The sequence below is a fragment of the Pelagerythrobacter marensis genome, from assembly GCF_001028625.1.
In the GTDB taxonomy this organism is placed as follows: domain Bacteria; phylum Pseudomonadota; class Alphaproteobacteria; order Sphingomonadales; family Sphingomonadaceae; genus Pelagerythrobacter; species Pelagerythrobacter marensis.
The window spans coordinates 1,336,975-1,359,513 of the sequence record NZ_CP011805.1 but is presented as its reverse complement, the minus strand read 5'-3'; the positions used below and the strand labels follow the sequence as shown (position 1 = coordinate 1,359,513).

Annotated in this window: 22 protein-coding genes; 12 read left to right on the top strand and 10 right to left on the bottom strand. The window is 65.8% G+C overall.

Annotated elements, in window-relative coordinates:
- Window position 1 precedes the first annotated feature (1 nt).
- The 3 genes from AM2010_RS06540 to AM2010_RS06530 are packed head-to-tail and all read left to right on the top strand — an operon-like array spanning window position 2 to window position 2,710.
- Window positions 2-793, top strand: a complete 792-nt coding sequence (locus AM2010_RS06540; RefSeq protein ID WP_047806381.1) for a type III pantothenate kinase — start codon at window positions 2-4, stop codon at window positions 791-793.
- Window positions 790-2,436, top strand: a complete 1,647-nt coding sequence (locus tag AM2010_RS06535) for a ribonuclease J (RefSeq protein WP_047806380.1) — start codon at window positions 790-792, stop codon at window positions 2,434-2,436. Before AM2010_RS06540 ends, AM2010_RS06535 begins: the two co-directional genes overlap by 4 nt.
- Window positions 2,437-2,440: 4 nt before the next feature.
- Window positions 2,441-2,710, top strand: a complete 270-nt coding sequence (locus tag AM2010_RS06530; RefSeq protein ID WP_047806379.1) for a DUF1467 family protein — start codon at window positions 2,441-2,443, stop codon at window positions 2,708-2,710.
- Here the strand turns inward: AM2010_RS06530 and AM2010_RS06525 are convergent.
- The gene (locus tag AM2010_RS06525; RefSeq protein WP_047806378.1) at window positions 2,699-5,338 is read right to left on the bottom strand and encodes a coiled-coil domain-containing protein; all 2,640 of its coding nucleotides are present in this window, start codon (window positions 5,336-5,338) and stop codon (window positions 2,699-2,701) included. The genes AM2010_RS06530 and AM2010_RS06525 overlap by 12 nt on opposite strands.
- 71 nt (window positions 5,339-5,409) lie before the next feature.
- Between AM2010_RS06525 and AM2010_RS06520 the strand changes: the two genes are divergently transcribed.
- The 4 genes from AM2010_RS06520 (at window position 5,410) to AM2010_RS06505 (ending at window position 9,376) form a co-directional block, all read left to right on the top strand.
- Window positions 5,410-5,718 carry a hypothetical protein gene (locus AM2010_RS06520; protein ID WP_047806377.1) on the top strand — a complete coding sequence of 103 codons (309 nt, stop codon included), beginning with the start codon at window positions 5,410-5,412 and terminating at the stop codon, window positions 5,716-5,718.
- A 117-nt stretch (window positions 5,719-5,835) separates the two neighbouring features.
- Complete coding sequence (locus AM2010_RS13735) at window positions 5,836-6,996, top strand: hypothetical protein (RefSeq protein WP_150115244.1); 1,161 nt, start codon at window positions 5,836-5,838, stop codon at window positions 6,994-6,996.
- A gap of 9 nt (window positions 6,997-7,005) precedes the next feature.
- Window positions 7,006-7,968, top strand: coding sequence for a hypothetical protein (locus AM2010_RS06510; protein ID WP_047806376.1), 963 nt, complete (start codon window positions 7,006-7,008; stop codon window positions 7,966-7,968).
- 4 nt (window positions 7,969-7,972) lie between these two features.
- Window positions 7,973-9,376: a sensor histidine kinase gene (locus AM2010_RS06505; protein ID WP_047806375.1), complete on the top strand. Its 1,404-nt coding sequence runs from the start codon at window positions 7,973-7,975 to the stop codon at window positions 9,374-9,376.
- On the opposite strand, the gene AM2010_RS06500 is transcribed toward AM2010_RS06505, so the two are convergent.
- The 3 genes from AM2010_RS06500 to gltX are packed head-to-tail and all read right to left on the bottom strand — an operon-like array spanning window position 9,373 to window position 12,287.
- Entirely contained in the window at window positions 9,373-9,564 is a 192-nt protein-coding gene (locus AM2010_RS06500; protein ID WP_047806374.1) for a hypothetical protein, read from the bottom strand. The genes AM2010_RS06505 and AM2010_RS06500 overlap by 4 nt on opposite strands.
- Before the next feature lies 1 nt (window position 9,565).
- Window positions 9,566-10,852: a citrate synthase gene (locus AM2010_RS06495; protein ID WP_047806373.1), complete on the bottom strand. Its 1,287-nt coding sequence runs from the start codon at window positions 10,850-10,852 to the stop codon at window positions 9,566-9,568.
- A 22-nt stretch (window positions 10,853-10,874) separates the two neighbouring features.
- A complete protein-coding gene (gene gltX / locus AM2010_RS06490) occupies window positions 10,875-12,287 on the bottom strand; it encodes a glutamate--tRNA ligase (protein ID WP_047806372.1) in 1,413 nt (470 codons plus the stop codon).
- A gap of 29 nt (window positions 12,288-12,316) precedes the next feature.
- Here gltX and AM2010_RS06485 point away from each other — a divergent pair, with 29 nt between their 5' ends.
- Entirely contained in the window at window positions 12,317-14,509 is a 2,193-nt protein-coding gene (locus AM2010_RS06485; RefSeq protein WP_053043980.1) for a ComEC/Rec2 family competence protein, read from the top strand.
- Between the two features lie 52 nt (window positions 14,510-14,561).
- Here AM2010_RS06485 and lexA read toward each other — a convergent pair whose 3' ends face one another.
- From lexA to AM2010_RS06455, 6 genes are all read right to left on the bottom strand, one after another.
- Window positions 14,562-15,260: a transcriptional repressor LexA gene (lexA, locus tag AM2010_RS06480; protein ID WP_047807764.1), complete on the bottom strand. Its 699-nt coding sequence runs from the start codon at window positions 15,258-15,260 to the stop codon at window positions 14,562-14,564.
- 82 nt (window positions 15,261-15,342) lie between these two features.
- Window positions 15,343-16,530 (bottom strand): molybdopterin molybdotransferase MoeA, encoded by a 1,188-nt coding sequence (locus tag AM2010_RS06475; RefSeq protein WP_047806371.1) that lies wholly within the window; start codon window positions 16,528-16,530, stop codon window positions 15,343-15,345.
- A complete protein-coding gene (gene moaC, locus AM2010_RS06470; RefSeq protein ID WP_047806370.1) occupies window positions 16,527-17,012 on the bottom strand; it encodes a cyclic pyranopterin monophosphate synthase MoaC in 486 nt (161 codons plus the stop codon). The genes AM2010_RS06475 and moaC overlap by 4 nt, the downstream gene beginning before the upstream one ends.
- A 181-nt stretch (window positions 17,013-17,193) precedes the next feature.
- A complete protein-coding gene (trpC, locus tag AM2010_RS06465) occupies window positions 17,194-17,982 on the bottom strand; it encodes an indole-3-glycerol phosphate synthase TrpC (protein WP_047806369.1) in 789 nt (262 codons plus the stop codon).
- Window positions 17,983-18,083: 101 nt separating this feature from the next.
- Window positions 18,084-18,845 (bottom strand): SDR family NAD(P)-dependent oxidoreductase, encoded by a 762-nt coding sequence (locus AM2010_RS06460; RefSeq protein ID WP_047806368.1) that lies wholly within the window; start codon window positions 18,843-18,845, stop codon window positions 18,084-18,086.
- A 42-nt stretch (window positions 18,846-18,887) separates the two neighbouring features.
- On the bottom strand, window positions 18,888-20,306 hold the full coding sequence (locus AM2010_RS06455) for a sigma-54-dependent transcriptional regulator (protein WP_047806367.1): 1,419 nt from the start codon (window positions 20,304-20,306) through the stop codon (window positions 18,888-18,890).
- A gap of 166 nt (window positions 20,307-20,472) precedes the next feature.
- On the opposite strand from AM2010_RS06455, the gene AM2010_RS13990 reads away from it, so the two are divergent.
- The 4 genes from AM2010_RS13990 to AM2010_RS06440 all read left to right on the top strand — a co-directional run bounded on the left by AM2010_RS13990 (window position 20,473) and on the right by AM2010_RS06440 (window position 22,538).
- Complete coding sequence (locus AM2010_RS13990; protein WP_082132818.1) at window positions 20,473-20,598, top strand: aa3-type cytochrome c oxidase subunit IV; 126 nt, start codon at window positions 20,473-20,475, stop codon at window positions 20,596-20,598.
- A 14-nt stretch (window positions 20,599-20,612) separates the two neighbouring features.
- A complete protein-coding gene (locus AM2010_RS06450) occupies window positions 20,613-21,746 on the top strand; it encodes an NAD(P) transhydrogenase subunit alpha (RefSeq protein ID WP_047806366.1) in 1,134 nt (377 codons plus the stop codon).
- Window positions 21,747-21,831: 85 nt separating this feature from the next.
- The gene (locus tag AM2010_RS13985) at window positions 21,832-22,254 is read left to right on the top strand and encodes an endonuclease domain-containing protein (RefSeq protein WP_338047420.1); all 423 of its coding nucleotides are present in this window, start codon (window positions 21,832-21,834) and stop codon (window positions 22,252-22,254) included.
- Window positions 22,254-22,538 carry an NAD(P) transhydrogenase subunit alpha part 2 gene (locus AM2010_RS06440; protein ID WP_047806364.1) on the top strand — a complete coding sequence of 95 codons (285 nt, stop codon included), beginning with the start codon at window positions 22,254-22,256 and terminating at the stop codon, window positions 22,536-22,538. The genes AM2010_RS13985 and AM2010_RS06440 overlap by 1 nt, the downstream gene beginning before the upstream one ends.
- The last annotated feature ends 1 nt before the right edge of the window (window position 22,539 follow it).

Below are 22,539 nucleotides of genomic sequence, written 5' to 3'. Positions count from 1 at the left end.
CATGCTGCTCGCCGTCGATGTCGGAAATACCAACGTGGTCTTCGCCCTGTTTTCGCGGGATGGCGACGGACAGCGGGAAGTCCGGGCGCGCTGGCGGATCGCGACCGATGCGCGCCGCACCGGTGACGAATATGCGGTCTGGCTGCTCCAACTGTTGAAGATCGAAGGCGTCGCGCGCGATGCGATCACGCAGATAATCTTCGCGTCGGTGGTTCCGCGCGCGGTCCATAATCTGACGGTGCTGGCCGAGAAATACTTCGGTCTGACCCCGATAATCGCCGGGGAAGGGGCAGCGGACTGGGGCATCGCCGTCGATGTCGACGATCCGCGCTCTCTGGGTGCCGACCGCGCTCTCAACGCCATTGCCGCCCATGCGCGCTATTCGGGCGACCTGATCGTGGTCGATTTCGGCACCGCGACGACGTTCGACGCGGTCGATTTCAATGGTGCCTACAAGGGCGGAATCATTGCACCGGGCATCAATCTGTCGCTCGATGCCCTCGTCGGCAACACGGCGAAATTGCCACGCATCGCGATCGAGGCGCCGCGGGGGGCAAGCGTGATCGGCACCAATACCGAAGATCAGATGCTGATCGGCGTTTTCTGGGGCTACGTCGCCATGATGGAGGGACTGATCGCCCGCATGCGGGAAGAGATTGGCCGACCGGCAAAAGTCGTCGCCACCGGCGGCCTGGCGATCCTGTTTGACGAACACACCGAGATTTTCGATGCGGTCGATGCCGATCTGACGCTGGAAGGGCTCGCCATTCTCGCCGAAAGGGCATCTACATGAAAAAGAACTTCGCGCCTGAGAAAGAGCTGCTGTTCCTCGCGCTCGGCGGATCGGGCGAAATAGGCATGAACGTCAACCTATATGGGTGCGACGGCAAGTGGCTGATGGTCGACCTCGGCATGACGTTTTCGGGCGGCGAGTATCCCGGCGTGGACCTCGTGTTCGCCGATCTCGAGTTTATCGAAGATCGGGCGAAGGATCTGGTCGGCATCGTTTTGACCCATGCCCACGAAGACCATATCGGCGCTGTTCCCTATTTCGCGGCCGAACTGGGTGTCCCCCTCTATGCCACGCCATTCACGGCCGACCTTGTCCGGCGCAAGCTCGACGAAGCGGGGCTGACGCGGCAGGTCGAACTCAACGTGGTCGAAGACACCGATCGGTTCGACCTGGGGCCATTCGGCATTTCCTATCTGCCGCTTGCGCACTCGATCGCCGAAGGTCACGCGCTGCTGCTCGATACGCCTTATGGCCGGGTGTTCCATACTGGCGATTGGAAGCTGGACGAAGATCCGATCGTGGGCGTGCCCACCACCGAAGAGGAACTGGTTGCCGTTGGCGACGAAGGCGTGCTCGCGCTGGTGTGCGATTCGACCAATGTTTTCAATCCGAACCCCAGCGGCTCCGAAGGTGCGGTCTATACCGGGCTGATGGACGAGGTGAAGCGCCACAGGGGGCGGCGCGTGCTGGTGACCACGTTCGCTTCCAATGTCGCGCGCCTGCATACCCTGGGTGAGGTGGCCAAGGCCACCGGGCGGCAGCTTTGCGTTGCCGGGCGTTCGCTGGACCGCATCATCGAAGTCGCGCAGGACAACGGCTATCTCGAAGAGCTGCCCGATCTCGTCGATTTCGACACCGCCATGGGCCTGCCACGGGGCGAAGTGCTGATCATTGCGACGGGCGGGCAGGGGGAGCCGCGGGCGGCCCTCGCGCGGATTGCGGAGGGCAATCATCCGATTGAGCTGACCGCAGGCGATGTCATCCTGTTTTCCAGCCGCCAGATCCCCGGAAACGAGATCGCCATTGGCCGTGTGCAGAACCAGTTGGCGGAGCGGGGCATTGTGATGGTGGCCGACCGGCAGAGCGAGATTCACGTGTCGGGCCATCCGGGGCGGCCGGAGCTTGAGGCATTGTACGAATGGCTGCGGCCGGAAATCCTCGTTCCGGTTCATGGCGAGATGCGTCACATGCAGGAACAGGCTCGTCTTGGTCTGGCGCACGGTATCCCGCGCGCTGTGGCGCAGAAGAATGGCGATATGGTGCGTCTGGCGCCGGGCGAACCGGGCAAGATTGCTGAAGTGACCGCCGGCCGGCTTGTTCTCGATGGCGACATTATCGCGCCCGCAAATGGCGAAGGGATCGTCATGCGGCGGCGCATTGCGGCGGAAGGCGCGCTGATCGTCGTCCTTGGGCCGCGGCTGACTGTGGAAGTCGAAACGTTCGGCCTGCCGCTGGAAGAAGACATGGACGAATTCATTGCCGAGACAAAGGCCGACATACTCGGTGCGATCGGCAAGCTGCGCGGCAACGCGCACAATGACCGCGCCGAAGTGTCGGAAGCCGCACGACTGGCCGCGCGCCGCGCCGCGCGCCGCTGGTCGGGCAAGAGCCCACAGGTTAAAGTCGTGATAGTCGGGGGTTGATGCGATGCAGTGGACGTCGATTCTGGCGATCTATTTCCTGATCTGGGTGCTCAGTGCCTTCGTCATGCTCCCGTGGGGCATTCGCACTCATGAAGAGCTTGGGATGGAGAAGGTGCCGGGGCAGGCCGATAGCGCGCCCGGCAATTTCCGTCCGTGGCGGGTCATCGTGCGCGCATCGATACTGGCGGCCGTTCTGACCGGCCTGTTCACGCTCAACTATCAATATCGCTGGATCGGTGTTTCCGACCTCGATGTGACGCGCCTAGCCTCTTAGCCGCTTGATCGCCTGGGCCAGCGCAACATAGAGCTTGCCCATGTCGGAACTGAGGATCGTCACGCCCAGGGCATTGCCGTCGCGGGTCGAAAGCATCGTGCGCAACATGCCTTCGAAATCTGCGACATACCGGTTCACATTTTCGCGGAAGTCCGGCTCGTCTTCATAAAGGCCGGCGATTGACCGCGCTTCGGCATTGTCGAGCAAACGAACGGCGCGCCGCGTAAAGATACCGCGATCGCCGCGCAGGTACGACGCCCAGGCCGTATCCGTCACTTCGCTGGAGAGGGCCTTGGTAATGTCGATGGCGTTCGAATTGAGGCTTTCGGTGATCAGTGCCATCCTGCGCGCGAAATCGTTATCCACCTGCTCTTCGGCGCGCTCACGTGCGCGGACGACCCGGGTTTCGAGATTGCCAGCCAGTTCGTCCACTTTGGCCAACTGATCCCGCAACTGGACCGCAGCCTGCCGGCTGGAATCGGACGCTTTGGATGCGGCCTTCTCAAGCTGGCCAATCGACTGTTCCGTCTTTTCCTGAATGACCGCATCAAGGGCTCGCGAGGCTTCGTTGCCGATCCGCTCGGCCAGTTCGCGAATGCTCTCGCTCGCATCCTCGCCGATTGCCGCGCGTGCCGATCGTGCCGCCATTTCCAGCGCCTCGATCGCTTCGCGGAGATCGTCTTGCGCCTTTCCGGCGACGGCGGTGCCGTCTTCGCCCAGGTTGGTGATCGTTTCGCGCAGTTGGGCGATCTGTGCGGCGTAAGTCTCATTCGCCTGTGCAAAGCGCTCGTGAAGCGCATCGATATCCGCGATCGTTTCGCGACCCGTGCCTTGCGCGCCCGTCACATATTCGGAAAGTCGCGCACTGGTGAGGCTCGCTTCCTCGACCGTATCCCTGAGCGCGGTCGCACGCTCTTCCACAGCGGCAAGGCGCCCTTCCGCCTCGCCAATGGCGGCTGGTAGATCTTCTGCGGAATGCTGGCTGCTGGCGCGCAGCAGTTCCAGCAACCGGACGCTTGCTTCGGTCAGGCCGGCGACGGCTTCGTCGGTCCCATCCAGCGAGGCACGGCTGGCGACCAGTTTGCCCTCCAGCCGATCCAGACTGCCCGTCAGCGCCTCTTCCGTCTCGCCGCCGTGGCGTGCGATGGCTTCGACTTCGTCGCGCAACTGCGCGATTCTGGCGGTGATCGCTTCGCCCTTGCCGGCCAGTTCCTCGGCCTGAGCAATATGTGCCTGACGCCGCTCCGCAATCGCAGCGTCGATTTCGGCGAGCTGCGCGGCAAACGTTTCGGCGATGCTGCTTTGCGCTGCGTCGAGCGCGGCGTGACGTTCCGCCATGCGTTCTTCGAGCTGCCGATCGCGTTCCTCGATCCCGCGGTCGGCGATTTCCGCATCGGACTTCAACGCCTGCAGCTTGCGATTGGCAGAGGCGAGGGCGTTTTCATCGACGCCTTTGATGACTTCGATCGCTTCTGTCAGGCGGGCCTGCATGGCCTCGATCTGCGCATTCCAGGTCTCGATCGCGGCTTCCTCGCCCTCGCGCAGGGCCTTGCCGATCGTCTTTGTCTCATCACGCAGGCCGCCAAGGCGTGCTCGCAGCGAAACGAGTGCCTCTTCCTCTTCCGACGCCAGCGTTTCATGCGCTGTGCGCAGTTCCTGCGACAGCGCATCCGCACGGCGCCGCAGCGCCGCCAGGGTCTCGATCTCGCGCCCCTCCAGATCGACACGAAATGCCTCGCTTTTCTCGCGCAGCGCGTCGAACCGTTCGGCCGTTGCGTTGTCGAGCTGTTCGCCGTGCTCCTCGAACAGTCGAAGAGCTTCGTCGATCCGGCCCAGGAGACTGTCGACCCGGTGCTCGCTGGTCTGGCCGAAATCGTTCAGGCGTTCGAACCCGGCGATCAGTTCGCTGACATGGTCCTGCGCAATGCGCCCGGCGTTACCGATCTGGCTCGACACATCGCGGGCGGAATTTGCGATGACCGGAAGATCATCGCGCAGTTTGTTCATGTTATCGAGCGCGGTCGTGCTGACGCTGGCGAGCGCATCGACCTGCTGGCCGTTGTCCTGCACCAGCCCTTGCAGCCGGTCGGCATGGGTCGAAAGTCGTTCGGTGGCGACACGCCCCAGCGATTCCAGCTCGCGCGATTGCGAGGCAAGAAACTCGCGCGCCAGGCTAAGCTCGCGGTTAACGGTCGCCAGGCGGGCTTCCAGCATTTGCGATTCGTGCGACAGCAGGTCGGCAACCGCGCCGAAGCGACGTGCCTCGCGGCGGCTGTTGCGCGTGGCGAGCAGCCACAGGGCCGCAACCAGCACCATCGGCGTGGCCCACTGGCTGATCCATTCGATCCACTGGCTCGCAGCGGCACCGCTCTGCATGGTTTCCCGATATGTCCACGCGAAAAAGGCTGTCCATCCGAGGCACGCAGTCGCAGCCGCTGCCGGCATCAGCCAGTTGCGCGTCAGCGCGACATCATCTTCTGGTCCGTTGGAACCGTAGGTGTCATCCTCCTCGCCCTGTGCGGCAGCAGGCTCTGTTTCCACGGTGTCGGTCAAGGCGGTTTCACTGATCGCCGGCACATCCGCCGGCGCGTCCGACCCTATGGTCCTGATATTGGATCCCCCGTTCATAGTACGGAAGCTATCACGAAACCGCCTTTCTGAAACCCTGCTTTAACCTAATTTACGATAGGGTGCCCTTGATGGTCCATGAAAACGGCAGCCTCGATGCGACATTGGCGGCCGCGGCCGGGGACGATCCCGCGCTGCTGGCGGAACTGCGCGCGGCCTTTGTCGAAAGCCTCGAACGCCAGATAGACCTGCTGGGCCGCGCCAGGTGCGATGGCAATTGGGAGGTCGCGGCGCTGCGCCTGAAGGGGCTCGCCGCAAGCTTCCACGCCGCATCCTTGCTGCAACTGGCGGAGGATGCGATCGCGGCTGCCCCCGGAGACCCGGTGATCCTTCGCAAACTTGAAGATTTCACCCGTTCCTTTTCAGCCGGATCGCGCTGACCGCTTGGCAGTCCGGTGAGGTACGCGTAGAATCGCGTGTTTTCACGCTGGAGACGCCAATTGCGGGTCGCGATTCTTTCGGCAATTCATCCGACCGGAGACGATGGGGTGGGCCCGGTGCGGGGTCTCCTGACCGTTGCCGGGCGCAGTGCAGCTGCGTTTCAGATCGATCTCGCCCTGAGGCTCGGCTGCGAGCGTATCGTTTGTTTCGCCGAGGGGCTGGATGAAGGTGTTTTGCCCCTTCTTCATCAGGCGGAGCAGGCCGGCGCAAGTTTCCATGCCCTGGGCAGCGCGCGGGCGCTTTCGGGACTGGTCAAGGCGCAGGACGATCTGTTCGTATTTGCCGAAGGGGTCGTGCCCGATCCCCTGGTTGCGGGGGAACTGCTTGCCGAGCGGCCGGGAATCGTTGCCCTGCCGGCGGAACCGGGGCTGGAAGCCGGATTCGAACGGATCGATCGCGACCATGCCTGGGCCGGGCTGGCGCGCCTGCCCGGCTCTGCGGTCGAACGACTGGCCGAAATGCCGATCGACGTCGATGCCGTTCCTGCGCTGCTGCGTGTCGGGCTGCAGTCCGGAACCCGAATTGTGCCGCTGCCGCGCCTCTCGCTGACGGAACGCCGCTGGACCCTGCTCCGCGACGAACAGGACGCGCGATCTTTCGAGACGACGTGGCTCAATCAGCGGATCGTGCCGGCATCGTTCATGGCGCCCGCATATGCGCTGGCGGACCGGATATCCCTGACATTCGCTCCGCAATTCCTGGCGCGCCGGGGCCGTGCCCTTCTTCCTCTCTGTGGTGGGGCGCTTGGCCTCGGCGGGGCGCTGGTCGCGGCGCACTGGCAGATGGCTGCGACGGCTTTCGGACTGCTTGCCATCGGTGCCTTCCTGCTGCGCATGAGCCTCACTTTGGGCAGTCTGCTGCGCGAAGAGCCGGCCGAGAAGCGGCAGGGCCGCCTGTTCCACGCGCTGCCGGGCCTGGCAGTCGATGCGGCGATACTCGGGGTGATGGCGCTTGTCGCACCGCCGGCGGCGCTGGTCGGATGGATGTTCGCCGGCGTCGTGTGCCTGCTGGCTTTGCGTGTGGCCGAACAGGCGCGGGCGGGGGTGTTGGCGAACATTGCCAGCGACCGGGCAGCTTTTGCCCTCGTGCTGGTCCCATGTGCGGCGTTCGATCAACTTCTGCTGGCTATTCAGATATTTGCGCTGATTTTTCTGCTCATTCCAGCCATCAATCGCAATGTAACGACGGATAACGCTGATTTAACTATGTCCGGCTAGTGCCGGAGGATGACCGAATCCGGGATGAACCAAAGGTCGCAGGCGCCGATCGAAGATGTCCTGACCGCGGAACTGGCGCGGGGCGACATCGTGCTCGGGACTGCAGGCCCTATGCTGGGCATGTTGCTGGCCAATTACGGCAATGCGCTCTTCAGCGATGAAGTCGTCGCTCAGGTCCGCGGGATGGGCGCCCATGTGGCCCGCCAATTGCTGTTCGCTCAGGCAAACGCGGCCGGCATCGACGATGCCCTGGGCTTCGCCGGGCCGCGATGCGACGATCTGGCCGACAGCGTGATGCAGGATCTGGCATTTCTCGGCCATTGTCATGCGCTTGCGCTGGAACATCGCCTGGCCGTCAGGCTCGAGGGGCGCAGCGGGATAGACCCCGTTCTTTCGCCTGCCCTGCAAGCGTTGATCGCATCCTCCGATGGGGAAACGGCACGCCTGGCCATGCAACTGCTTTCGGCGCAGGCCCGGTTTTTCCAGCAACAGCGACGGATGGAGCTTCCGCTGGAGGAACTGCCCGACCCCCTGTTCGAACACGCCATATCCACATGGCGCGCGTCGGCCGACGGGACCGATGAAAATGCCATAGAGCAGGCGGCGCAGCGCCTGCATGACAGCCGCAAGGCGCAAGCACACCGGCTGTCGCTGCTGGATCAGGTGGCGGCCAGGTCGGGCAAACCGGACAAGCAATCGCTCTCGATCGGAAACGTGGGGGTGGCGATCTTTCTTTCGACATTGGCCAGAGCGCTCGACCAGGGTCGCGATCTGCTGGCGCTGGCGACCGACGAAAGCCAGGTCGGCCGCCTGACGCTGGCCTTGCGCGCGGCAGGTGCAAAACCGGATCAAATTGCCGAACAGTTCGTGCTAATTCACCCGGACATCACTTTGCCCGCTGCTTTCGATACCTTGCGGGCAGATCGCGCGGGGGCCATTCTGGCGCAGTCCGGGCGCAAGGAGCTGGGCTGAGGCCATGAACGCGCAATCTTCCGGCTTTCTTGCCCGCGGACGGATCGATGCGGACGACCGCCTGATCGACGCCGATGAACCGATCGCCGGCCTTCAGCATCAGTGCGGCGGGCACATCCCCGGCCCCCTGGCGATCCCTGCCTTGCTGGAAGAGATCGACAAGGCTCGCCTGGCGGGCAAACGCTACGGCACCGGGTTCGAGGCGCAGGGCGACAACGAGATCGTCACGGCGCGGCTGGACATCTTTCCGCACACGGGCGGCAGCGGCGAATGCTCCATCGGAATTACCGACTGGCAGGTCTCGCCCATCCCGGGGGAAAGCGACGCGAGCGCGGCCACACGCCGGCTGGATATCGAGCGCAATGTTGCGGAACTGTGGGCGCGCCTCGATTCCGCGCAGTGCGTGCTGGCGGTAGAGACGCGCGCGTCGGATCTCGAGCCGCTGGGTCGCCGGATGAGTGACAGCCTCGGGCACCCCTGGACCGATTTCGTCGAACTGCCGGGCACGGTGCATCAGCAGCCGCTGCACTGGCGCCTGCTGGACGATGCCCGGGTTCGCGTGTCCGATTCCCAGCGTGAATGGAAAGCCGTGCTGACGCCGCTCGGTTCGCAGGACCGCGGCGATGGTGGCTTCGACCTGTTCCTCGTGGCGGATACCGCACCGGTTCATGATCGGCCCGACGACCGGGCGCAGCCTGCCACCGCGCCTGTCACCCGCAGGATCGGGCAGGAACTGTCGCCCGTTCTGCGCCAGCCGATTGCCCGCATCATTGCCAATGCCGAAACGATCCGCACGCGCCTGGCCGGTCCGCTGGCCGAGGAATATAGCGACTATGCGGCAGATATCGCCGCTGCGGGACAGCATCTGCTGGCCCTGATCGACGATCTGTCGGACCTTGAAGTCGTGGAATCGGAGGATTTCGCCACTGCCCCGGACGAGATCGATCTGGGCGATGTGGCCCGCCGTGCGGCGGGAATCCTCGCGGTCCGGGCGAAGGAGCGCGGAATAGAACTGGTCGCGCCGGAAGAGGGGCAATCGGTCCCGGCCATTGCCGAGTTTCGCCGGGTGCTGCAGATCCTGCTCAATCTGGTCGGCAACGCCATCCGATATGCGCCGGAAGGGTCGACAGTGCGGCTGAAGCTTTCTGCCAAGAAAGCGCGCGCGCGCATAAGCGTGATCGATCAGGGAGACGGCCTGTCTGCGGAGCAGCAGGAACGGGTCTTCGAGAAATTCGAACGGCTGGGCCGCAGCGGCGATGGTGGTTCGGGCCTGGGGCTGTATATCTCGCGCCGTCTGGCCCGCGCGATGGGCGGCGATCTGTCGATCAAGAGCAAGCCGGGGCAGGGCGCGAGCTTCCGCCTGGACTTGCCCCTCCACCAGCCAGCGGACGACACGGCGGCGGGTTAGCGGCGCCGGCTGGCGAACCAGAATAGGGCGGCACCGGCACCGAAGACGAGCGCGCCGTTGATCGCCCATTGCCGTTCGGCCAGCATGAAGCTTTCCGCCGGCCACATCACCAGGCCGAGCCCCTGGAGCGTCCAGAGGCCGCCGGCGAGCATCAGCGCCACGCCGGCAACCTGCAGGACGAACTTCATCTCAACGATTGCCCATGGGCAGATAGTCGCGCTCGGTCGGGCCGGTGTAGAGCTGGCGCGGACGACCGATGACCTGGCCGGGGTCGGAGATCATCTCGTTCCACTGCGCCACCCAGCCGACCGTACGGGCGAGGGCGAAGAGGGCAGTGAACATCGTGGTCGGGAAGCCGATCGCGTTGAGGATGATGCCCGAGTAGAAATCGACGTTCGGGAAAAGCTTCTTTTCCTTGAAGTAATCGTCGTTGAGCGCGATCTCTTCGAGCTTCAGCGCGGTCTCGAACACTGGATCGTTGACGTTCAGCGCTTCGAACACTTCGCGCAGCGTCTGCTGCATCACGGTCGCGCGCGGATCGTAGTTCTTGTAAACGCGGTGACCGAAACCCATCAGGCGGAACGGGTCGTTCTTGTCCTTCGCGCGCTCGATATAATGCGGGATGCGATCGGGCGTGCCGATTTCCTGCAGCATGTTGAGCGCGGCTTCGTTCGCGCCGCCATGCGCCGGCCCCCACAGACAGGCGATGCCCGCCGCGACGCAGGCGAAGGGGTTGGCGCCCGACGAACCGGCAAGGCGCACGGTCGATGTCGACGCATTCTGTTCGTGGTCGGCATGGAGGATGAAGATGCGATCCATCGCCCGCTCGATCGCAGGGTGGATCTCATATTCCTCTGCCGGCACGCCGAAGGTCATGCGCAGGAAATTGCCGGTGTAGCTGAGCGAGTTGTCGGGATAGAGGAACGGCTGCCCGATCGAATACTTGTAGGCCATCGCCGCGATCGTCGGCATCTTGGCAATCAGGCGGTGGCTCGAAATCTTCCGGTGCTCGGGGTCGGAGATGTCGGTGCTGTCATGATAGAACGCGGACAGTGCGCCCACCACGCCGCACATGATCGCCATCGGGTGCGCATCGCGGCGAAACCCGCGATAGAACGTCATCAGCTGTTCGTGCAGCATCGTGTGGCGCGTGATCGTATAGTCGAAATCGTCGAGTTCCTGCTGCTTCGGCAATTCGCCGTTGAGCAGCAGATAGGCGACTTCCATGAAGCTCGACTGTTCGGCCAGTTGCCCGATGGGGTAACCGCGATGGAGCAGGACGCCTTCCTCGCCATCGATATAGGTCAGCGCGCTTTCGCAGCTGGCGGTCGATTTGTAGCCAGGATCGAAGGTGAACGCACCGGTGCTGCCATAGAGCTTGCGGATGTCAATCACATCCGGCCCGACGCTGCCCTCGAGAACCGGGAAGTCGTAACTGTTGCTCCCGAAATCGAGTTTCGCCTGCTTGTCCGCCAAATTCGTTCTCCTTCTCGCTATCTCATCGTTCGCTTGCCGGAGCGGCCTGCGCGTCCAGTCGCGCCAGCGCCTCTTCCCGTCCGAGCAGGACCAGCACATCGAAAATTCCGGGTGACGTCGTCGTCCCCGTCAACGCCGCGCGCATCGGCTGCGCGAGCTTGCCGAGACCCAATTCGAGTTCTTCGGCGAGTGATTTTGTAGTGGCTTCGAGAGCCTCGATTGTCCAGTTATTTTCGGCTCGCAGCCGCGCGCTGATCTGGTGCAAAATTGCGCGCGCATCGCCTTCGAGAAGCGATGCGGCCTTTTCGGTCAGCGCCAGCGGGCGGGTCTTGAACAGGAACGCCGCGCCTTCGGCCAGCTCGTCCAGATCGCGCGCGCGCGTTTTGAGCACCGGCATGGCATCGGTCAGCAATCCCTCGTCGGTCGGCAGATCGATCCGTTCCGCCACCAGCCGAGCGAGCCGCGCATCGTCGGCTGTGCGGATATAGTGGCCGTTGAGGTTCTGCAGCTTCTTCAGATCGAAGCGCGAAGGGCTCTTGCCCACACCATCCAGGTCGAACAGTGCGATCGCCTCGTCCCGGTCGATTTCTTCCCGATCGCCGTGGCCCCAGCCCAGGCGCAGGAGATAGTTGAACAGCGCTTCCGGCAGGACGCCGAATTCGTCGCGATACGTTTCTGCCCCCAGCGCGCCGTGGCGCTTGGACAGCTTCGCGCCGTCGCTGCCGTGAATCAGCGGGATGTGCGCATATGTCGGCTCCGCCCAGCCCATCGCGTGATAGATCGGCAACTGGCGGAAAGCGTTATTGAGGTGATCGTCGCCGCGGATGACGTGGGTTACGCCCATGTCGTGATCGTCGACCACGACCGCCAGCATATAGGTGGGCGTGCCGTCGGCGCGCAGGAGGATGTAATCGTCCAGCTCCGCATTGCGGACGGTGACGCGGCCCTGGACCTGATCGTCGATCGCGGTTTCCCCGTCCTCGGGCGTTTTCAGGCGAATGACGTAGGGCGCCCCGGCAGGCGCATCGGCGGGATCGCGGTCGCGCCAGCGCCCGTCATAGCGCAGCGGCTGCTTTGCGGCGCGCTGCGCGGCGCGCATTTTCTCCAGCTCTTCCGTCGTGGCGTAGCATTTGTAGGCGTGGCCGGCGGCCAGAAGCTGTTCCGCCACTTCGACATGGCGGGCACCGCGTTCGGACTGGAATACGACGTCTTCGTCCCAGTCGAGCCCGAGCCAGGCCAGTCCGTCCAGAATCGCGTCAATCGCTTCGGGTGTGGAGCGCTTGCGATCGGTATCTTCGATCCGCAGCAGGGCCTTGCCGCCGTGGTGACGGGCGTAGAGCCAGTTGAACAGCGCCGTGCGCGCACCGCCGATGTGGAGAAACCCGGTCGGCGAAGGGGCAAAGCGCGTCACGACCTGTCCGCTATCGCTTGCCATATCCGACGTGTTCCTTTCCTATGTAACGCATGGCAACGGGGGTGCCCGAAGTCCCGCTGGGGGGTGGGCCGGAGCGGCCCGATGCTGCGGTGCAGCGCAATTGGCGCAGCGCAGCCCGTTTGTCCAGTGTCGCAGAGAGGCTTGCCGATCGGGCGGAAGCGTTCCTCGGGGCAGCGGGTTTCGATCGGGGGCCCTGGCTGGCGGTGGCTTTCGCTGCGGGCGTAGCGGCCTGGTTCCTGCTGAGCGCGCCCTGGCAATGGATCGGCGCGATGGCGGCGGGCGCCTTCCTGGCGCTGGCGGCGGCGTCGATCTGGCGCGAGCGGAAAGACTGGGCCGGGCTGCGACTCGCAGCCGTTTCGCTGGCGATCATGTTCGTGGCCGGCATTTGCGTGGTCTGGCTGCGTTCGGAAATGGTCGGCGCGCAGCCGCTCGACCGGCCCCGCGTCGAACGGATCGAAGCCCGCGTGCTGGACCGCATCGAGCAGCCGGCAGAAGGCCGCGTTCGCATCGTCCTCGCCTATCGCGATGCCGAGGCGGCAATGGCGCGCAAGGTGCGGGTCAACGTGCCGCTGGCGGACGACGTGCCCGGCCTGGGCGAAGGGGCGATGGTTCGCTTGCGCGCGCGCCTGATGCCGCCGTCGCCGCCGATGTTGCCGGGCGGATACGACTTCGCCCGCGCGGCATGGTTTCAGGGGCTTTCGGCAACCGGGTCGCTGATCGGATCGATCGAGATTGTGGAACCGGCCCCGGCGGGCGGTACACTGGCCGGCGTACAGCGCCGGCTCGCCGCGCACGTGCGGTCCAGCCTGGGCGGATCGCCCGGCACGATCGCGGCAGCATTTGCCAGCGGCGACCGCGGCGCGATCGCGCAGGCGGACGAGGATGCGATGCGCGATGCCGGGCTGACGCACCTGCTGGCGATCAGCGGGCTTCATGTCAGCGCCGTGATCGCTGCGGCCTACGTCCTGGCGATCAAGCTGCTGGCGCTGTGGCCCTGGTTTGCCCTGCGGGTACGATTGCCGCTGCTCGCTGCCGCGATCGGGGCGGCTGCGGGCGTGGCCTATACCCTGCTGACCGGGGCGCAAGTGCCGACGGTGCGCAGCTGCATCGGTGCATTGCTGGTGCTGATCGCGCTGGCGCTGGGGCGCGAGCCGCTTTCGCTGCGAATGGTGGCGGTGGCGGCGATCTGCGTCCTCCTGTTGTGGCCGGAGGCGCTGGTGGGCCCGAGCTTCCAGATGAGCTTCGCCGCGGTCCTGGCGATCGTTGTCCTGCACACCAGCGCGCCGGTGAAGGCGTTCCTTGCCCCGCGCGAGGAAGGGTGGATCGCCTGGTTCGCCCGCCGGACCGCGATGCTGCTGGTGACGGGGCTGGTGATCGAGATCGCGCTGATGCCTATCGTGCTGTTCCATTTCCATCGGGCCGGGGTTTACGGGGCGCTGGCCAACATGGTGGCGATCCCGCTGGTCACGTTCGCTTCCATGCCCCTGATCGCGCTGGCGCTGGCGCTCGACACGGTCGGGGCCGGGGCGCCGGCGTGGTGGCTGGCGGGCAAGTCGCTCGATCTGCTGCTGGCGATTGCCCACTTCACCGCCGGCCAGCCCGGTGCGGTCAAGCTCGCCCCGCAGATGGGGCTGGGCACGATGGCGCTGTTCATCGCCGGCGGCCTGTGGCTGGCGCTCTGGCGCGGGAGAGCGCGGCTTCTGGGGCTGGTTCCGGCGACGATAGCGGCCTTCCTTCTGATTGCGGCGACGCCTGCGCCCGATGTCCTGATTTCTTCCGACGGGCGCCATGTCGGGATTGCGGGGGAGGGTGATCGACTGCTGATCCTGCGCGACACGCGCAGTGCCTATACGCGGGACAACCTGCTCGAACTCGCCGGGCTGGAGGGGGAGCCGGTCCCGATTGCGCAATGGCCCGGCGCCCGATGCAGCCGCGATTTCTGCGTTCTCACCATCCGGCGTGACGGGCGCCGCTGGACCCTGCTGATGGCCCGCAGCCGGGCGCTGGTGGAAGAGCGCGCGCTGGCCGCCGCATGCGACAGGGCCGACATCGTCGTCGCCAATCGTTTCCTGCCCCAAAGCTGCCGCCCGCGATGGCTCAAGGCAGATCGGCGCCTGCTGGAACGGACCGGCGGGCTGGCGCTCCACCTCGACCGGCCGCGCATGGTCAGCGTTGCCGAGAGCCAGGGCCAGCACGGCTGGTGGCGGGGCGGCGACGACTGACCGGGCGGCCCCCGCCGGCTAGCGCGCCACGAAAACTAATGCCCGAACCGGATCAATGATATCGGCGCAGGAGGCCCGAGAGCTTGCCCTGGACCTGGACTTCGTCAGGCCGATAGACCTGGGGATCGTAGGCACCATTGGCCGGATCGAGCCGGACCATGCCGTTTTCGTGCCGCAGGTACTTCAGCGTCGCTTCCTCGTTCCGCACGAGGGCGACCACGATTTCCCCGTCGCGCGCGACGTCGGTGCGGCGCACGAGTGCGAAATCGCCATCGAAAATTCCCGCCTCGATCATCGAATCGCCCGAAACCTCCAGCGCATAGTGTTCGCCGGGGCCGAGCAGGGCGGCAGGAACGGGCAGGCTGTTCTGCCCTTCGAGCGCTTCGATCGGTGCGCCCGCGGCAATCCGGCCGTGGAGCGGTATCTCGATCACGTCGTTCGCAGGTTGCGGTGCCATCCGTTCTGCCCGCGCGGCGGCCGCGCTTTGCAGATCGACGACATTGTCCGCCTTCGCACCGCGCACGGCGGGGGTCGAATCTTCGGGCTGGCGCAGAACCTCCAGCGCGCGGGCGCGGTTGGGCAGGCGACGGATGAAGCCGCGTTCTTCCAGTGCGGAAATCAGGCGGTGAACGCCGGACTTGCTCTTGAGATCGAGCGCTTCCTTCATTTCTTCGAACGAAGGCGAGATGCCGGTTTCTTCCAGCCGCTGCTGGATGAAGCGGATCAGCTCGTGCTGCTTTGCCGTCAGCATGGCGAAATCTCCCTGGTCGCCTGACACGATCGTGCGCGATTGCGAACGAATGCGGAACAATTAGGCAACCTGTCCTGACAAGTCAAGCAATTGCGCCGTTTTCGAGGTGATAGACGGGAACATCCGTTCCCGCTTTCGTCCCGGCGCAGTGCGGCGGGCGCCAGATCAGCGCGTCGGCGCGCGCCAGTTGGGCGAGCAGGCTGCTGTCGCGTTCGCGGATCGGGTCCGCCTGTCCGCCGCGCAGCACGGCCCGCATGAACTCGCCCCGCGGTCCGCCCGCCGGCAGATCGGCCGCGACGGGAAGGTGGCTGGCCCGGGGCAGGGGATCGGGCGCGCCGAGCATGGCGCGCAGCGCGGGCAGGGCGAAGAGGAACCCGGTGACGAAGGCCGATACCGGGTTGCCCGGCAGGCCGAGAACCAGCGTGCCTTCGCGGCGGGCGACGAGCAGCGGCTTGCCTGGCCGGATCGCCACACGCCAGAAGGCGATCTGCGCCCCCCATGCCTCCAGCGCCGGGCGCACGAGGTCGTGATCGCCGACCGAGGCACCGCCGCTGGTCAGCACGAGGTCGCAGCCTTCGCACCGGGCGAGCGCCGCGCCCAGTGCGCCCGGATCGTCGGCCACCGGGCCGATGCGGCGCACCGCGCAGGGCAGGCCGGCGACCATTGCCGCCAGCATCGCGCCATTGGTCGCGGGGATCGAACCATCGACCAGTTCATCCCCGCAATCGAGGATCGCCACTTGCGGCGCGCGATGGACCGGCACGGTATCGACCCCGGCGGAGAGCGCGAGCGCGATTTGCCGTGCACCGAGCCGGCTGCCTGCGGGCAGCAGCGCGTCGCCCTGTTCGAAGTCGATCCCCCGCCTGCGGACGTTCGCGCCGGGGCCGGGCAGATCGGCGGCGAGGGCGAGGCGGTCGCCGTCGCGCAGCGCATCTTCCTGGATCAGCACCCGGTCGGCCCCTGCAGGCATGACTGCGCCGGTGGAGATGCGCGCGGCCTGACCGCTGGCCAGCGTGCCGGCGAACGGTGCGCCGCAACGGCTTTCGCCGGTCACGGTCCAGGGGCCTTCCCCGGCCACGGCATAGCCGTCCATCGCCGACAGGTCCGCCGCCGGGCGGGTGACGTGCGCCGATAACGGCGCGGCGAGATGGCGGCCAGCCGCGTCCTCGATCGCCAGCGCTTCGCCCGGCAAGGGGCGGATGCCGTCAAGCAGCCGGGCCCATGCCTCTTCCAGCGGAAGGGGCTGCGGCAGTGGGGCCGCGCCGGTCATTCCAGATCCGGGCCGTCCGCGTGCCAGTCGCCCGACTTGCCGCCGGTCTTTGCGATCAGGCGCACCTGCCCGATCGTCATGTCCTTCTGCACCGCCTTGGCCATGTCATAGAGTGTCAGGAGTGCGACCGAAGTGGCTGTCAACGCTTCCATTTCCACCCCTGTGCGCCCCGTCAGGGAGACTTGCGCGGTAACCCGCAAAGCGTCATCCTCGAACGCGAAATCGACCGTCACCGCGTCGAGCGCGAGGGGGTGGCACAGCGGGATCAGCTCGCCGGTCTTCTTGGCCGCCATGATCCCCGCGATGCGCGCGGCGGCGAGCACGTCCCCCTTGGGCAAGTCGCCATCGCGGATCGCGGCGATGGTGTCAGGCCGCATCGTGATGCGCCCGCTTGCCGTGGCCGAGCGGGCGGTTTCCGGCTTGGCCCCGACATCGACCATGCGCGCCGCGCCCGATTCGTCGAGATGGCTCAGCCCGCTCATCCGCCGGCCCGCCTTCCTGTTGGACTTGGGCCTGTTGGACTTGGACCGCATGTTACACAGTCCTGGAGCAAAAAATCCGCCCCTGTTTCGGCGGCCGCGCGCAGGGCGGTGCAGCGGGCGGGCTGGCGGCGGGCGAACGTCATGCGCGCCGTCTTGGCAGATGCGCCGCGTGTAGGAAAGTTCAGCCTTCGAGCAGGCTGCGCGTCGCGCGTTCCACGTCGTCCTGGCGCATCAGGCTCTCGCCCACCAGGAAAGCGCGGACCCCGGCTGCGGCCAGCCGCTGGCAATCGGCCTGCGTCGCGATCCCGCTTTCGCCCACCAGCAGCGCGCCTTCGGGCGCGAGCGGGGCGAGCCGCTCGGTCGTGGCGAGATCGGTACGGAATGTCTTCAGATCGCGGTTGTTGACCCCGATCAGGCGCGAGCGCAGCCGCGCGGCGCGTTCCATCTCCGCCTCGTCATGCACTTCGACCAGCACGTCCATCCCGCGTTCGAGCGCGGCAGCCTCGATCTCCGCCATGACGCCATCGTCCAGCGCGGCGACGATGATCAGGATCGCGTCGGCCCCGATCGCGCGGGATTCGGCAACTTGCCAGGGATCGACCATGAAATCCTTGCGCAGCACGGGCAGGTCGCAGGCGGCGCGCGCGTCCATCAGGTAATCCTCGTGCCCCTGGAAATGGGGGGCGTCGGTCAGCACCGAAAGGCAGGCCGCACCGCCAGCCTGATAGGCTAGGGCATGTTCGGCGGGGCGAAAATCGGGCCGTATCAACCCTTTGGAGGGCGATGCTTTCTTGATTTCCGCAATCAGGCCAAAGCCGCGATGCGCCTTTTCGGCCAGGGCGCGGGCGAAACCGCGCGGGGGCGTGGCGGCGGTGGCGGCGGCGCGGTCGAGATCGTCGATCGTCGCGCGGGTGCGGCGCGCGGCCACTTCCTCGCGCTTTACGGCACAGATTTCGTCGAGCTTGTTCATCGCGCGTGCCTATGGCCTGCCCGCGCGCGCCTGTCGACGGGCAGTTCGTGTTCAGAGGAGCTGAAGCGGCACCGGCCGGTGCCGCTCCAAAAAGAATCACGCTAGAGCGAATAGCCGCCGTCGCTCACCAGCACCGCGCCGGTGGTGGAGGCCGCCGCGTCGGACAGCAGAAAGCCGATCTGGCCGGCGATTTCCTCCGCCGCGGCATAGCGGCCCAGCGGGGTCGCCATTTCGGCCATGGCCTTCAGCGCCGCCGCGCGGTCGCCGCCGTGCTCGCGCACGAGATCCTGGAAGAAGGGGGCCTGGTCCCAGATCGGCGTATCGACTCCGCCCGGTGCCACGGCATTGACGCGCAGCCCCTGCGGCGCGCCTTCTTTCGCCGCGACTTTGGCCAACTGGATCAGTGTCGCTTTCGATGCGCCGTAGGCGGCCGTGCCCGGTTCGGCCTTCACCCCGCTGATGGAGGCGGTCACGACCACGCTGCCCGCGCCGGGGATTGCCCGCATGGCCGCGCGCAGCGAGAGGAACGCGCCGTCGAGGTTGACCGCCATGACCCGCCGCCATTCGGCAAACTCGCACTCGGCAATCGGCGCGCCCGATGCGATCCCGGCGTTGATGACGGCGTGATCGAGCGGGCCGAGCCCTTCCAGCCCGTCCCACAGCGCCGGATCGGCAACGTCGCCGGCCACGCGGCGGCAGTCGCAGGACAGCGCCAGCCGGTCGAGCGCTTCGCTGTCGCAATCGACCAGCACGAGGCGCGCGATCCCCTGCGCGTCCAGCCAGCGGCAGGTCGCCGCGCCAATGCCCGACGCGGCCCCCGTGACGAGGGCGCTCTTGCCTGAAAAGTCGAACGATACGCTCATTCCCGCGGCGATAGTCCGCGTGTCCGGCCTTGGCAAACAGCCTCAGGCCGCGTCGTCGATGCCGAGATCGCTGAGCTTGCGATAGAGGGTGGAACGGCCGATGCCGAGCCGCCGGGCGACTTCGGTCATGCGCCCGCGATAGTGCCCGATCGCCAGGCGGATCACGTCCGCCTCGATATCCTCCAGCGCACGCAGGTTGCCATCTTCGGTATAGAGCATGACGCCGGCGCCTTCGTGAACCGGGCTGATCGTTTCGCCCTGGTCGCCCACCATTTCGAGAAGCTGGGGGAAGTTTTCGGCGGTAAGCGTCTCGCCATCGCAGTAGACCGCGGCGCGGAACAGCACCGATTGCAACTGGCGGACATTGCCGGGCCAGTCGAACCCGGACAGGAGCTGCAGCGCCCCTTCCGAAATGGCGTGGTGGCGAAGGCCCGGCTGCTCCCCGATCCGGGCGAGGAAATAGCGGGTGAGCGCGGTAATATCGCCCGGCCGGTCGCGCAGCGGCGGCAGGACGATCGTGGTCCCGGAAATGGCGGTATAGAGCCGTTCTTCGAAATGGCCGGTGGCCACCAGATCGGCCAGCGGAAGGTTGCTGGCGCTGATCAGGCGGACGTCCACCCGAAATCCGTGACGAGCCCCGATCGGGCGAACGATCCCCTGTTCGAGGCATTCGGCCAGCTTCAACTGCATATCGGGTTCGAGCCGGTCGATCTCGTCGAGGACCAGGGTCCCGCCGTCGCAGTGCTGCAATGCGCCGATCTGCCGTTCGAACGCGCCGGGAAATGCGTTCTGTTCATGGCCGAACAGGATCGATTCGATCGACCCCGCCGAAACGCCGCCGATATTGATCGAGCGCATCGCCGATTTCGAACGGGGGCTGGCGGCATGCATTGCCCGCACCAGCATTTCCTTGCCGGTGCCGCTTTCGCCTTCGATCAGCACGGCGCCGTGGCCGCGCGCTGCCTTTGCCGCACGCGCCAGCGCGGTGCGGAACGATGGCGCGGTGCCGATCATCGCATCGAAATCGAGCGATGCGGGCATTTTTTCGGTCAGCGGCTGAAGTTCGTCTTTGGGCGCTTCGTGCTTGGTCGCGCTGCGCAGTGCCTGCATCAGCCGGTCGGGCGCGACGGGCTTGATCAGGTAATCGGTTGCACCCGCGCGCATCGCATCGACCGCGAGCAGGGGGCTGGAACTGGTGGTCAGCATCAGGACGGGGAGCGCGGGGCGGCGGGTCTTGAGCTCTTCGATCAGGCTGCAGGCATCGTCGCCCGGCACCCATTGATCGAGGATGATCGCGGCCAGCTGCATCCCCTGGCGCGTGCCCAGCGTGGCGATTGCGGTTTCCGAATCGTTCACCACCAGCGTGCGCCACCCTTCGCGTGCGGCGAGTGCCGTGATCAGCCGGCTCTGGGCCGGCTCGTCGTCGATCAGCATCAGAAGGCGCGATTCGCTTTCGGCCATTTTCCCCAAACCGTCCCGTTGCGGTACAGGGGCTCGATTTAGGGGCAGGGGGTAAAGGCGAGATTAAGGCTGTTACACTTCGTGCGAACGAATGCGCCGGACTTGATGCCCGCCGCGGCGCGCGATAGACCGCTGGCGATACATCTTTTCAGGGGACACGACTTCTATGGCTTCGGGTAACGACATGAAAGCGGCCAACGAGACGTACGGCGGCTTCATCGCCCTTCTCAAATGGTCGGTTCCGATCCTTGCGATCGGCGTTCTGATCATTGTTCTGCTGATCGCAAGCTGACCGCCGCCAGCGCCTTGCGGATCGCGATCCTGAAAGAGCGGGCTCCGGGGGAAACCCGGGTCGCCGCCACGCCCGAAACGGTCAAGAAGTTCCTGGCGCTGGGCGCCGGCGTCGCGGTGGAGGAAGGCGCGGGCGAAACCGCGTCCGTTCCCGACCAGGCCTATCGCGATGCGGGGGCGGATGTCGTGCCCGGGCCGCAAGCGGTCGAAGGGGCAGGGATCGTGCTGGGCGTGCAGGCGCCCGACGTCCTGGCGCTCGCCGGTGCGAAACCGGGCGCGCTGGTTGCCGCGCTGTTCGATCCCTTCACCCAGTCCGATCGGGTTCAGGCCTACGCCGATGCCGGGTTCGAGGCACTGGCGATGGAATTCATGCCGCGCATCACCCGCGCGCAGAGCATGGACGTGCTTTCCAGCCAGTCCAACCTTGCCGGATACAAGGCGGTGCTGACCGCGGCGAACGCATATGGCCGTGCCTTTCCCATGATGATGACCGCCGCCGGCACGGTGCAGGCGGCCAGGGTCTTCGTGATGGGCGTGGGCGTTGCGGGCCTGCAGGCGATCGCGACCGCGCGGCGCCTGGGCGCGCAGGTTTCGGCAACCGATGTGCGTTCGGCGACGAAGGAACAGATCCAGTCGCTGGGCGCCAAGCCCATTTTCGTCGAGAATGTCGCGGGGATCGAGGGCGAGGGTTCGGGCGGCTATGCGACCGAGATGAGCGATGAATACAAGGCCGCGCAGGCACAGCTCGTTTCTTCGCACATTGCGAAGCAGGATATCGTCATCACCACCGCGCTCATCCCCGGCCGCGCCGCGCCCCGGCTGATCTCGGACGAACAGATCGCCAGCATGAAGCCGGGCAGCGTGATCTTCGACCTTGCGGTCGCTCAGGGAGATGGGACCGGCGGCAACGTCGCGGGATCGAAGCCCGATGAGGTGGTCGAAAGGCACGGCGTGAAGATCGTCGGCTATTCGAACACCGCCGCGCACCTGGCCGCCGATGCCAGCGCCCTGTTCGCCCGCAACCACTACAACTTCCTCTCCGCCTTCTGGGACAAGGACGCGGGCAAGCCCGTGCTCGACGAGGAGATCGGTGACGCCGTGCGGCTGACGCAGGGCGGCAAGGTCGTGAACGAGAGGTTGCAGGGTTGAGGCTGAGGTTAGCGACCTTCTTCGGGCTGAGATCCTCCCCCTCTGGGGGAGGTGGCAGCGCGTAGCGCTGACGGAGGGGGCTGAAGTGGAAGATCACACACCAGAAGGTTTGAAACGCGCGCGCCGCTTGCGCCGCGAGATGTCGCTACCCGAAGTGCTCTTGTGGCAGCAGCTTCGTGGAAAACCTGATGGCGTGAAATTCCGCAAGCAGCATCCTGTCGGCGATTTCGTGCTCGACTTCTATTGCGCGACCCGGCGGATCGCCATCGAGATCGATGGCATCGCGCATGATATGGGCGATCGTCCAGCGCGCGACATCAGCCGCGATCGATGGTTGAACGAGCAAGGCATAGGCGTTCTGCGTATTCCTGCGAGCGAAGTCCTGGACGACGCGATTGGAACGGCGGAAGCCATCATTGCCTACTGTACCGACAGACCCCCACCGTCAGCCGCTGGCGCGGCTGCCACCTCCCCCAGGGGGGGAGGACTTTCCGGAGCGCCCGCTTAATGGACTTCATTTCGATCCTGTCGATTTTCGTGCTGGCGTGTTTCGTCGGCTATTACGTGGTCTGGTCGGTCACGCCTGCGCTGCACACGCCGCTGATGGCGGTGACCAATGCGATCTCCTCGGTGATAATCGTCGGCGCGCTGATCGCTGCGGCGGAAGCCGGTAGCCCGGCGGCCAAGTGGCTCGGGCTGGCGGGCGTGGTGCTGGCTAGCGTCAACATCTTCGGCGGCTTCGCGGTTACGGAGCGAATGCTCGCGATGTACAAGAAGAAGGAGAAGAAGTGAT

What these genes read in the sequence shown, in the direction of transcription:
- AM2010_RS06440 (WP_047806364.1), top strand. Translation starts at nt 22,254, where the DNA reads ATGGACTTCATTTCGATCCTGTCGATTTTCGTGCTGGCGTGTTTCGTC.
- AM2010_RS06505 (WP_047806375.1), top strand. Translation starts at nt 7,973, where the DNA reads ATGAACGCGCAATCTTCCGGCTTTCTTGCCCGCGGACGGATCGATGCG.
- AM2010_RS06520 (WP_047806377.1), top strand. Translation starts at nt 5,410, where the DNA reads ATGGTCCATGAAAACGGCAGCCTCGATGCGACATTGGCGGCCGCGGCC.
- gltX (WP_047806372.1), bottom strand. Translation starts at nt 12,287, where the DNA reads ATGGCAAGCGATAGCGGACAGGTCGTGACGCGCTTTGCCCCTTCGCCG.
- AM2010_RS06455 (WP_047806367.1), bottom strand. Translation starts at nt 20,306, where the DNA reads ATGGCCGAAAGCGAATCGCGCCTTCTGATGCTGATCGACGACGAGCCG.
- AM2010_RS06460 (WP_047806368.1), bottom strand. Translation starts at nt 18,845, where the DNA reads ATGAGCGTATCGTTCGACTTTTCAGGCAAGAGCGCCCTCGTCACGGGG.
- AM2010_RS06500 (WP_047806374.1), bottom strand. Translation starts at nt 9,564, where the DNA reads ATGAAGTTCGTCCTGCAGGTTGCCGGCGTGGCGCTGATGCTCGCCGGC.
- AM2010_RS06540 (WP_047806381.1), top strand. Translation starts at nt 2, where the DNA reads ATGCTGCTCGCCGTCGATGTCGGAAATACCAACGTGGTCTTCGCCCTG.
- AM2010_RS06475 (WP_047806371.1), bottom strand. Translation starts at nt 16,530, where the DNA reads ATGACCGGCGCGGCCCCACTGCCGCAGCCCCTTCCGCTGGAAGAGGCA.
- AM2010_RS13990 (WP_082132818.1), top strand. Translation starts at nt 20,473, where the DNA reads ATGGCTTCGGGTAACGACATGAAAGCGGCCAACGAGACGTACGGCGGC.
- AM2010_RS06525 (WP_047806378.1), bottom strand. Translation starts at nt 5,338, where the DNA reads ATGAACGGGGGATCCAATATCAGGACCATAGGGTCGGACGCGCCGGCG.
- AM2010_RS06530 (WP_047806379.1), top strand. Translation starts at nt 2,441, where the DNA reads ATGCAGTGGACGTCGATTCTGGCGATCTATTTCCTGATCTGGGTGCTC.
- AM2010_RS06485 (WP_053043980.1), top strand. Translation starts at nt 12,317, where the DNA reads ATGGCAACGGGGGTGCCCGAAGTCCCGCTGGGGGGTGGGCCGGAGCGG.
- trpC (WP_047806369.1), bottom strand. Translation starts at nt 17,982, where the DNA reads ATGAACAAGCTCGACGAAATCTGTGCCGTAAAGCGCGAGGAAGTGGCC.
- AM2010_RS06535 (WP_047806380.1), top strand. Translation starts at nt 790, where the DNA reads ATGAAAAAGAACTTCGCGCCTGAGAAAGAGCTGCTGTTCCTCGCGCTC.
- lexA (WP_047807764.1), bottom strand. Translation starts at nt 15,260, where the DNA reads ATGCTGACGGCAAAGCAGCACGAGCTGATCCGCTTCATCCAGCAGCGG.
- moaC (WP_047806370.1), bottom strand. Translation starts at nt 17,012, where the DNA reads ATGAGCGGGCTGAGCCATCTCGACGAATCGGGCGCGGCGCGCATGGTC.
- AM2010_RS06510 (WP_047806376.1), top strand. Translation starts at nt 7,006, where the DNA reads ATGACCGAATCCGGGATGAACCAAAGGTCGCAGGCGCCGATCGAAGAT.